General features: G+C 69.6%; 8 protein-coding genes. 5 read left to right on the top strand and 3 right to left on the bottom strand.

All coding sequences use genetic code 11. The features are described 5' to 3' along the window. Positions 1-574: 574 nt before the first annotated feature. The gene (locus tag ABDW21_RS13520; RefSeq protein ID WP_343710562.1) at positions 575-1,462 is read right to left on the bottom strand and encodes a peptidylprolyl isomerase; all 888 of its coding nucleotides are present in this window, start codon (positions 1,460-1,462) and stop codon (positions 575-577) included. Between the two features lie 114 nt (positions 1,463-1,576). Here ABDW21_RS13520 and ABDW21_RS13515 point away from each other — a divergent pair, with 114 nt between their 5' ends. Then, entirely contained in the window at positions 1,577-2,242 is a 666-nt protein-coding gene (locus tag ABDW21_RS13515; protein ID WP_343599528.1) for an MBL fold metallo-hydrolase, read from the top strand. Beyond that, complete coding sequence (hisS, locus tag ABDW21_RS13510; RefSeq protein WP_343599501.1) at positions 2,239-3,510, top strand: histidine--tRNA ligase; 1,272 nt, start codon at positions 2,239-2,241, stop codon at positions 3,508-3,510. The genes ABDW21_RS13515 and hisS overlap by 4 nt, the downstream gene beginning before the upstream one ends. Here hisS and ABDW21_RS13505 read toward each other — a convergent pair. Together ABDW21_RS13505 and ABDW21_RS13500 are read right to left on the bottom strand one after the other, a co-directional pair. Further along, a complete protein-coding gene (locus ABDW21_RS13505; protein ID WP_343710561.1) occupies positions 3,507-5,069 on the bottom strand; it encodes a metallophosphoesterase family protein in 1,563 nt (520 codons plus the stop codon). The two genes, hisS and ABDW21_RS13505, sit on opposite strands and share 4 nt — an antisense overlap. Positions 5,070-5,190: 121 nt before the next feature. Next, the gene (locus ABDW21_RS13500) at positions 5,191-5,724 is read right to left on the bottom strand and encodes an XRE family transcriptional regulator (RefSeq protein WP_343710560.1); all 534 of its coding nucleotides are present in this window, start codon (positions 5,722-5,724) and stop codon (positions 5,191-5,193) included. Between the two features lie 123 nt (positions 5,725-5,847). Here ABDW21_RS13500 and ABDW21_RS13495 point away from each other — a divergent pair, with 123 nt between their 5' ends. The 3 genes from ABDW21_RS13495 to ABDW21_RS13485 form a co-directional block, all read left to right on the top strand. Continuing rightward, entirely contained in the window at positions 5,848-6,642 is a 795-nt protein-coding gene (locus ABDW21_RS13495; RefSeq protein WP_343710559.1) for an aldolase, read from the top strand. Next, positions 6,596-7,525 carry a dihydrodipicolinate synthase family protein gene (locus ABDW21_RS13490; RefSeq protein WP_343710558.1) on the top strand — a complete coding sequence of 310 codons (930 nt, stop codon included), beginning with the start codon at positions 6,596-6,598 and terminating at the stop codon, positions 7,523-7,525. The genes ABDW21_RS13495 and ABDW21_RS13490 overlap by 47 nt, the downstream gene beginning before the upstream one ends. A 543-nt stretch (positions 7,526-8,068) precedes the next feature. After that, on the top strand, positions 8,069-8,674 hold a 606-nt coding region (locus tag ABDW21_RS13485), incomplete at its 3' end, for a PPE family protein (RefSeq protein ID WP_343710557.1).

The following is an 8,674-nucleotide window of genomic DNA, read 5'->3' as shown; positions in this document are numbered from 1 at the left end:
GCATCATCGCCTTGTGTGCCGAACGCAGATTTGCCCAAATCTTCCCGCCGGCTGGCAGGTAATCCACGTCTGGGGTTGCTCCGTACTTTTCAGGCCGTGTTGAGTCACCGGACCGGGCGGGTGGTCCACCGGCGGCGGGCAGGGATCTACCTGTTCGGCCACACACCCCGGGCTGTCCGCGCGGGCTTGTCCCGGCAGGCCGGTGCCGCCGGCGGCACCGAGGATAACCAGCGCGCCGACGCCGGCGATCATCGTCTGCCGCGCCACTCTCAGGACGGCCCGCGACGTTGCGAACCTCGGGAGTGGCCGCTTCCGACCAGGGACTTTAGCGTACTGGAGATTTGACATCATTTTTCCCGCTCGTTACGACCCTGTTACGCCTGTGTAAATTCAGGGTACGCCACGGGGGTCGCGTTCGGTAGCTCTACGAGAAATTCGTGTCTGAGAGTTGTCGGAAGGCTGCGTGCTGGCGGCGGCCGGCGAGGGCAGGCTGATCACCGCCGATCTCGGCGGCGCGAGTCATTTGCCGGGGAGCAGGTGTGCGGCCGGCACCCCGAAGGCCAGCTCGCGCTGCTCAGTCCAGTCGCACCGACTTGATGGTGACCGCGATGGCCGGCGGGCCGTCGTCACCGCCGCCGGCGACGCCGCCCTTGGCGATCTTGTCCAGGGTGGCCAGCCCGTCGTCCTGGATTTTGCCGAACACCGTGTATTCCGGTGGCAGCTGCGAATCCTTGTACACCATGAAGAACTGGCTGCCGTTGGTGTTCGGCCCGGAGTTCGCCATGGCCAGCGTGCCGCGCGGGTAGACGACGGGCTCGTGCAGTGCCGGGTCGTCGGGCTTGTACTGGTCGGTGGGGTACTCGTTGGCGAACTGATAACCCGGTCCGCCGGTGCCGTCGCCCTTGGGGTCGCCGCACTGCAGCACGCTCAGCGCCGCCGACGCGGCCAGCCGATGGCACTGGGTGCCGTCGAAGAACTTCTGCTGTGCCAGGCTGACGAAACTGTTGACGGTGCAGGGGGATTCGTTGTTGGCCAGCAGCAGTCCGATGTTGCCCTGATCGGTTACCATGCTGACGCTCACGGTGGCCGGCTCGGTGGGCACCTTGCCGCTGTGCGGCGGGTTCACCGGCGTGCTGGGTTGCTCCGGCGAGGCCGGGTACTGGCAGTTGGCGCCCAGGTCGGCCGCCGGCGTGAACGGCGGCAACGGCGGCAGGCCGGACAGGTCGCCGGCAGCCGCCGGGGTCGTGGTGCCCGAGCTGGAGGCCGACGCCGACGCCTTGGTGTTCTTGTCGTGGTTGGCGTACCAGACGCTGTAGCCGGCTGCGCCCGCCAGGACGACCGCCGCGAGCACCGCGCCGACGATGCCCAGGATCCGTTGGCGACGGGCCTGCCGGGTGCGGCGTTCCAGCTGGCGTTCGAGTTTGCGCTTGGCTGCCGCACGGCGCTGTTCGTTGGTCGGCACCGCCGATATCCCTCCGTCGTGGTTGTGCTCCGGTCAGCACACGAGTGTGCCAGCTGACGCTGGGCACGGGTGGCACCACCCGGGCGCGGAGCCCGGGATGGGAAACTGGGCAGCGTGTTCCTCACCGGATTCCCTGCGGGGTTGCTGCAGTGCAACTGCTACGTGCTGGCGCCGCACCCCGGGGCGGACGCCGTCATCGTCGACCCGGGCCAGCGAGCGATGGGTCCGCTGCGGCGCATCCTGGACGAGAATCGGCTGACCCCCGCGGCGGTGCTGCTCACCCACGGCCACGTCGACCACATCTGGTCGGCCCAGAAGGTGTCCGACACGTTCGGCTGCCCCGCCTACATCCACCCCGAGGACCGGTTCATGCTGACCGACCCCATCAAGGGCTTCGGCCCGCGGATCGCCCAGCTGCTGTTGGCGGCGGTGTTCCGCGAGCCCAGGCAGGTCGTCGAGCTGGACCGGGACCGCGACAAACTCGACCTGGGCGGCATCACCGTCACCGTCGAGCACACCCCCGGCCACACCCGCGGATCGGTGGTGTTCAAGGTGACCGGGGACGCGTCGGAGGCGGTGTTCACCGGCGACACCCTGTTCCAGCGATCGGTGGGACGCACCGACCTGCTCGGCGGCAGCGGCCGCGACCTGCTGTGCTCGATCGTCGACAAGCTGCTGGTGCTCGACGACTCCACGCTGGTGCTGCCCGGGCACGGCCCGCAGACCACGATCGGCGCCGAGCGCCGTCACAACCCGTTCCTCGATGGGCTCAGCGCGTGACCGAGTTCGCGGCACTGTCGGCGCCCAAGGGAGTTCCGGACTATGTGCCGCCGGACTCGGCGGCTTTCGTCGCCGTCCGCGACGGCCTGCTCGACGCCGCCCGCCGGGCCGGGTACGTCGACGTCGAGCTGCCGATCTTCGAGGACACCGCGCTGTTCGCCCGCGGCGTCGGCGAGTCCACCGACGTGGTGTCCAAGGAGATGTACACGTTCGCCGACCGGGGCGGCCGTTCGGTGACGCTGCGGCCGGAAGGCACCGCGGGCGTGGTGCGCGCGGTCGTCGAGCACGGCCTCGATCGCGGCGCGCTGCCGGTCAAGCTGTGCTACGCGGGCCCGTTCTTCCGCTACGAGCGCCCGCAGGCCGGCCGCTACCGCCAGCTGCAGCAGGTCGGAGTGGAGGCGATCGGCGTCGACGATCCAGCACTGGACGCCGAGGTGATCGCGGTGGCCGACGCCGGTTTCCGCGCGCTGGGCCTGGAAGGTTTCCGGCTGGAGATCACCTCGCTGGGCGACGACACCTGCCGGCCAGGGTACCGGGAGTTGTTGCAGGACTATCTTTTTCGGCTCGACCTCGATGCGGAGACCCGCCGCCGCGCCGAGGTCAACCCGCTGCGGGTGCTCGACGACAAGCGCCCGGAGGTCATTGCGGCGACGGCCGATGCCCCGGTGATGCTCGATCATCTCTCCGACGTCGCCCAGCAGCACTTCGACACGGTGCGTGCCCACCTCGACGCGCTCGGTGTGCCGTATGTGATCAACCCGCGGATGGTGCGCGGATTGGATTACTACACCAAGACCACCTTCGAGTTCGTGCATGACGGCCTGGGTGCGCAGTCAGGCATCGGCGGCGGCGGCCGCTACGACGGGCTGATGCGCCAGCTCGGCGGGCAGGACCTGTCCGGCATCGGGTTCGGCCTGGGCGTGGACCGCACGCTGCTGGCGTTGCGGGCCGAGGGGAAAACGGTCGGCGCTGCGGCCCGCTGCGACGCGTACGGGGTGCCGCTGGGGGAGCAGGCCAAGCTGCGGCTGGCGGTGCTGGCCGGCCGTCTGCGGGCCGCAGGTGTGCGCGTCGACATGGCCTACGGCGAGCGCGGCCTCAAAGGTGCGATGCGCGCGGCCGACCGGTCGGGCGCGCGCATCGCGCTGGTCGCCGGTGAGCGCGACATCGAGGCCGGCACGATCGGGGTGAAGAACCTGACGACGGGCGAACAGGTCGACGTTATGATGGAAAACGTTGTCGCCGAAGTACTGTCACGGCTGCCGCGCTAGCCGGCGCGGGGCTTGCTCAGCGTGAACCGGTCCACTTCGGTCATCGCGCCGAACGGCCTGCTCACCGCGTAGTGCGTTGCCGTGATCGACGTTCGCCCGCCCGGCGATCCCGGGTCGACGTCGAAAACCGCGAACCCGTAGGGGTTTTCGCGATCCCGGAACACCGACCAGGGCGCCTCCTCGACCAGGTAGATCGGTGGCTTGCGTCCGCGCGCCGGGTCGAAGGCGCCGACACCGGTCAGCACCCGGCAGCGCGGCTGCGGGAAGAACATGGTGTTCGACGGGATCGAGGTGCCGCCCCCGCCGATCACGACATGCACCGTGCCGCGGGTGGAGTCGACGACGTCGGCGCGGGTGTCGACGGGAATCGGCGTTCGGGTGTCGTTGTCCAGCGCGCCGCGCACCGGGTGGGAGCGTTCGTAGTGGTGCTCGTGGCCGCACACCACCAGGTCGACCTGGTAGCGGTCGAACAACGGCAGCCACTCCTGGCGGATGCCCAGGTCGGCGCCGTTGGTGCGGTCGGCGGTGGAGATCGCCGTCTGGTGCATGCAGACGACGACCCAGTCCACGTCGGGGTTGCCGCGCGCATCGGCCAGTTCGGTTTCCAGCCAACGCCTTTGCGCGCCGCCGGAGTAGTTGTGCACGTAGAAGTTGCCGCCGTCCTGCAAGCACACGTCGTCGTTGGACAGGCTGATAACCCGCACCGAACCGGCGGTGAACGAATACCACAGGCCGCGCAGCTCGGCGTCGGCGCCGGAGTCGGGCAGCGCGAAGTAGGTCTGATAGGCCGCGAAACCGACCGGCCCGTTGCCCAATTCGTTTTCGTGATTACCCGCCGCCGGCATCCACGGCCGGTAGCGCGCCGAGCGCGTGTTGTTGTCGAACCAGTCCGACCAGGTGCGAATCCGGTCGTGCGCCAGGTTGGCGTAGCACAGGTCGCCGTTGACCAGGTTGAACAACGGGCCGACGCGTTCGATTGCCGTGGTGATGTCGCCGGCGGCCGGTGAGCCGACACTGTCGCTGACGTACCTGCCGTCGTCCAGCCGGTTCAGCATCGGGGTGGCCTGATCGCCGAAGCTGGTGAAGCGCAGCGGTTGTCGCCCGGACGGGGCAGTGCGGACGGTCCCCAGTTCGGGGTTGGTGCCGTCGTGCACCGCCGCGTACACGTAGTCGGTGTCGGGTGTCAGCCGGTCCAGCACGGCATGGTTGACGCGAACCTCTGCGCCCGACGTGGCGTCCCGGTAGGTGCGCGTGTGCGCATCCACCGTGCGGCCGAAGCCCGATGCCGGCGAACCCAGCATCACCCGCGGATGGGCCACCGGGTCGACGGTGTGCCAGGACACCGTGACGTCGGTGGCCGCGTTCTTGCCGAACTGCAGGTGCAGACCGCCCACCGGCGGGGCGCCGCTGCGATCGGGCCGGTTCCACAGCAGCGGGCCGCGCGGCGGTGAGCGCAACAGCGCGGCGCCGCCCACGCCCGCCACCACCAGTCCCGCCGCGGTACCGGACGTCAGCAACGTCCGGCGGCTGATTCCCGACGGCGCGCGATCGTCGCCCATGTCTGATTCTTACCGGAGCCGGCCGCACATGTCAGCGGCGTCGGGCCCCCGTCGAGCGCGCGGCCGAACGTCGCCGGCTGGACCTCCCGCCGGCGCAGCGTGCTGTAGCAGAACCACAGCTTCACCGCATGCTCCCGGGTTCGATGTGCGCGACGACGACGACCTCGGCCGGTGCGGGGCCGACCGCGCGGAAACGGTGGCCGACCGACGCGTCGAAATAGGCGCTGTCACCGGTGCCGAGCGTGACGGTCCGGTCGCCGTAGTGAAGTTCGACGGTACCGGTGTGCACGAACACGAACTCCTGACCGGTGTGCACCGGGTGGGGATCGGCAGCGGCCGTGCGGGTAGGACGAACGACGAACGGCGACATCGCTTTTCCCAGCAACCCGGGCGCGAGGGCCGCGTAGCGGCAGCGGCCGCGGCGGCGGTCGGCTGCGCGGTCGACGGTGAGTGCGGCGTCTGCGGGCTCGTCGGAGAACAGCTGCGCGACGTCGACGCCGAGCGCGCGGGCGAGTTTGATTGCCACCGCGATCGACGGTGTGCTGCGCCGACGCTCGATCTTGGACAGATAGCTCTTGGTCAGGCCGGTCTGCTCGGCGAGGTTCTCCAGCGTGAGGCCGCGCTGGCGGCGGACCGCGCGCAGCAGCGCCGTCACCGGGGCCGCCCTGCGGTCGTCGTCACCCTTGCATCATGACACAAGGTGTCCTATGGTGGCTATAGTGTCTTAACAAGTGTCTTTACGCCGTTCCACAACACACCGAATCCCCGGGAGCCTCCGATGGCCACCACGTTCACCGATTCCAAAGCCGACCTGATGCGCCGCGCCCAAGACAGCCTTGCCGCCAACGTCGGCGAGTCGGGATTGACAACCCGCCAGAAGCTGGCGCTGACCTGCCGCGTGCTGTTCGACGCCGGGCACGATTCGGGCCTGGCGGGCCAGATCACCGCGCGCGCCGAGCAGCCCGGCACCTACTACACCCAGCAGCTGGGTCTGGGTTTCGACGAGATCACCGACGCCAACCTGCTGACCGTCGACGAGGATCTCACCGTGCTCGACGGCCCCAGCGTGACCGCAATGGCCAACCCCGCCAACCGCTTTCACAGCTGGATCTACCGTGCACGGCCGGACGTGCGCTGCATCGTGCACACCCACCCGTTTCATGTGGCGGCGCTGTCGATGCTGGAGGTGCCACTGGTGGTGTCGCAGATGGACACCACACCGCTCTACGACGACTGCGCCTTTCTGGCCGACTGGCCGGGTGTTCCCGTCGGCAACGAGGAGGGCGAGATCATCAGCACCGCCCTGGGCGACAAGAAGGCGATCCTGCTGGCCCACCACGGTCAGGTGGTGGCCGCCGCCAGCATCGAGGAGGCGTGCTCGCTGGCGGTGCTTATCGAACGGGCCGCCAGACTGCAACTGGCCGCGATGGCCGCCGGCACCATCGGGCACCTGCCCGAGCAGCTGGCCCGTGAGGCCCACGACTGGACGCTGAGACCCGCACGCAGCCAGGCGAATTTCGCCTACTATGCCCGTCGCGCCCTGGCTCGCCACCCCGACGTTTTCACCAGCTGAGGAGCCCGCAGTGCCCGCGATCCACGGCATCATCGCCTACCCGGTGACCCCGTTCTCCGCCGACGACGACATCGACACCGCGGCGCTGACCGCGCTGGTCGAGGCGTTGGTGGGCGCCGGTGTGCACGCGATCGCGCCGCTGGGCAGCACCGGCGAGCTGGCCTACCTCGACGAGGCCGAGTTCGACACCGTCGTCGACACCACGATCGCCGCGGTCGGCGGCCGGGTGCCCGTCGTGGCCGGCGTGTCGGATCTGACCACCGCCGCCACGATTCGGCGTGCCCGCTACGCCGAGAAGGCCGGCGCCGACGCGGTGATGGTCCTGCCGGTGTCCTACTGGAAGCTCGCCGAACGTGAGATCGTCGCGCACTACCGCGGTATCGGCGAGTCGATCGGGATCCCGGTGATGGCCTACAACAATCCTGCGACCAGCGGCATCGACATGCGCCCCGAGCTGCTGGTGGGCATGTTCGAGACGATCGACAACCTGACCATGGTCAAGGAGTCCACCGGGGACCTGTCGCGGATGCAGCGCCTCGCCGAGCTCAGCGGGGGAGAGCTGCCGTTCTACAACGGCAGCAACCCGCTGGTGCTCGACGCGCTGCGGGCCGGCGCGGCCGGCTGGTGCACGGCCGCCCCGTGTCTGCGGCCGCAGCCGTGCATCGCCCTGTACGAGGCTGTGCACACCGGCGATCTGCAGACCGCGCAACGGCTCTACGACGACCTGCGGCCGCTGCTGGAGTTCATCGTCGCGGGCGGGCTGCCCACGACGGTCAAAGCCGGCCTGGATCTGCTCGGCGTGCCGGTGGGGGATCCGCGCCGGCCGCTGCTGCCGCTGGACGACGACGGCCGGGCCAGGCTGCGCGAGCTGCTGGCGCGTTGAACGTCGCCGCCGGCGTTCCTCGACGGCCGGCTCTCGGTCGACGGGCAACGCCCGCTCCGTGCCGGCTGCTGTGCGCAGGACCCGTCGCTGGCCGAGTTTGCTGAGGCTCTGCTGAGGCGAAGTGTGGACAGAGCTGAATATGCGCCGCGCAGCGGACCGAACGTCGCCGATCGACCGACGCTGACCCACCCAAATCGAGAATTATCCTGCGCGCGGCCGCGCCCAAGCGGACAATGACGCGAACGCCCTCGGGGAGGCGTCGCGCCGATGCGGGAGGAGGCGGGAGGTGGTGGAACCCCTGGTTATCCTCGTGTACGCTAGCGAAGCCACGTTCGGTACCGTCCCTGCTCAACGACGAGGAACGTCGATGTTATTCGTGTCCACGGAACAACAGTTGCCAGCGGTGACGCCCGGCCACCTGCACACCTGGGGCTCGGCCGGGAACTCCGGGACCTCTGGGATCTACGGCAGCGCCGCTTCGGGTGGCGTCGCCGTCTCATCCGCGGCGGCCGATTCCACCGTTTGCTAGCACCATGGGGGGCAATGTTCGATTTCGCGATACTGCCGCCGGAGATTAACTCCGGGCGCATGTATTCCGGGCCGGGTTCCGGGCCGATCATGTCGGCCGCGGCGGCCTGGGACGCGCTGGCCGCCGAGTTGTCCTGGGCGGCGAGGTCCTACGACTCGGCGATCGTCGGGCTCGTCGACTCCTGGCATGGCCCGACGTCGCTGGCGATGGCGGCCGCGGCCGCTCCTTACGTGGCCTGGCTGAGCGCGACCGCCACCCAGGCCGAGCAGGCGGCTGCTCAGGCCAGGGCGGCTGCGGCGGCCTTCGAGATGGCGTTCGCCGCGACGGTGCCGCCGGCGGTGATCGCGGCCAACCGGGCGCTGTTGGCGGCGTTGGTGGCGACCAACTTCTTCGGGCAGAACATCCCGGCGATCGCCGCCACCGAGGCCCAGTACGCCGAGATGTGGGCCCAGGACGCCACCGCGATGTACGGCTATGCCGCCTCGTCGGCGCACGCGGCGGCATTGACCTTGTTCACCGAGCCACCGCCGATCACCCGTCCGGCCGCGCAGGCCAACCCGGTCACCAGCGCCGCTGCGGCCGCCACCAACCTGCTGTCGGAGTTGTCGCAGCTGATCTCG

Origin of the sequence: Mycobacterium sp., assembly GCF_039583805.1 — a bacterium.
In the GTDB taxonomy this organism is placed as follows: Bacteria; Actinomycetota; Actinomycetes; order Mycobacteriales; family Mycobacteriaceae; genus Mycobacterium.
This window is presented reverse-complemented; position numbering and strand designations above follow the sequence as displayed.